Here is a 1,531-nt window from a genome sequence, read left to right on the forward strand (position 1 = left end):
GTGACTCCGGCGCCGAGGTGCTGCTGACCCCGCCGGACGCGCCCCCCGTGGACGGCGCGACCGCCCCGCCGCCGGTGCCCGTCGACCTGCGTCGGCGCTCGGACACCCGGCATCCCGAGCCGGACCCGGCGACCACCGCGCTGATCCTCTACACCAGCGGCACCACCGGCGCGCCGAAGGGCGCGGTGCTGTCCCGCCGCGCGGTGGCCGCCTGTCTGGACGGGCTCGCCGACGCCTGGGCGTGGACACCGGACGACCTGCTGGCGCACGGCCTGCCGCTGTTCCACGTGCACGGGCTGGTCCTCGGCGTGCTGGGTCCGCTGCGGATCGGCAGCCGCCTGCACCACGTCGGCCGGCCCCGCCCCGAGCGGTACGCGGCCGCGGCCGGATCGCTCTGCTTCGGCGTACCCACGATCTGGTCGCGGATCGCGGCGCAGCCGGCGGCGGCGCGGGCCCTGCGCGGCGCCCGGCTGCTGGTGTCGGGCAGCGCCGCGCTGCCCGAACCGGTCTTCGCCGCGCTGACCGGGCTGACCGGGCACCGGCCGGTGGAGCGGTACGGGATGACCGAGACGCTGATCACCGTGAGCGCGCGCACCGACGGGCCCCGGCGGCCGGGCACCGTGGGTGTGCCACTGCCGGGCGTGCGCACCCGGGTGGTCGACGAGCGGGGCGAGCCGCTGCCCGCCGACGGCGCGGCCATGGGCGAGCTCCAGGTACGCGGCGCCACGCTCTTCGACGGCTACCTGCACCGGCCGGACGCCGACGCGGCCAGCCGGACGGCGGACGGCTGGTTCCGCACCGGCGACGTGGCCACCGTCGGCCCGGACGGGTGGCACCGGATCGTCGGCCGGGCCGCCACCGACCTGATCAAGAGCGGCGGGTACCGGATCGGCGCCGGTGAGGTGGAGGACGCGTTGCTCGCCCACCCGGGGGTACGCGAGGCGGCGGTGGTCGGCACGCCCCACCCGGACCTGGGCCAGCAGGTCACCGCGTACGTGGTCGGCGACGGGCTGGGCGAGGCGGAGCTGATCGACTTCGTGGCGCGACAGCTGTCCACGCACAAGCGTCCCCGGCAGGTGCGGCTGGTCGACGCGCTGCCCCGCAACGCCATGGGCAAGGTGCAGAAGAGCCGGCTGGCACAGGAGTGACGGCCCGGGTCAGGCGCCCGGCGCCGGCACCGTGACGGCGGTGAGCAGCAGCCCCCGCTCGACCAGGAACCGCCCGTCGAACGCGGTCAGCTCCGCGCCGCCGACCCGTGGCCCGGGCACCAGCAGCCGGGCGGCGAACGTCCCGGCCGGCTCGACCGTGATGTCCGCCTCGGCGAAGTCCAGGAAGCGTCCGGTCAGTGGGAACCAGGCCTTGTAGACGGACTCCTTCGCGCTGAACAGCAGGCGGTCCCAGCAGACGTGGGGATGCGCGGCGCGCAGCGCGGCGGTCCGGGCGCGTTCGGCGGGCAGCGCCACCGCGTCCAGCACCCCCTCCGGCAGCGGCGCATGCGGCTCGGCGTCCACCCCGAGGCCGCCGACCGCCC

General features: G+C 77.2%; 2 protein-coding genes. One reads left to right on the forward strand and one right to left on the reverse strand.

Annotation, left to right across the window (positions count from 1 at the left end; all coding sequences use genetic code 11):
- A partial coding sequence (locus tag HUW36_RS32630) for an AMP-binding protein (RefSeq protein ID WP_174531557.1) occupies positions 1-1,148 on the forward strand: 1,148 nt, incomplete at its 5' end.
- A 9-nt stretch (positions 1,149-1,157) separates the two neighbouring features.
- Here the strand turns inward: HUW36_RS32630 and HUW36_RS32635 are convergent.
- The coding region (locus HUW36_RS32635) for a 4'-phosphopantetheinyl transferase family protein (RefSeq protein ID WP_174531558.1) at positions 1,158-1,531 on the reverse strand (374 nt) is incomplete at its 5' end.

Source organism: Micromonospora maritima, from assembly GCF_902825405.1.
Lineage (GTDB): Bacteria > Actinomycetota > Actinomycetes > Mycobacteriales > Micromonosporaceae > Micromonospora > Micromonospora maritima.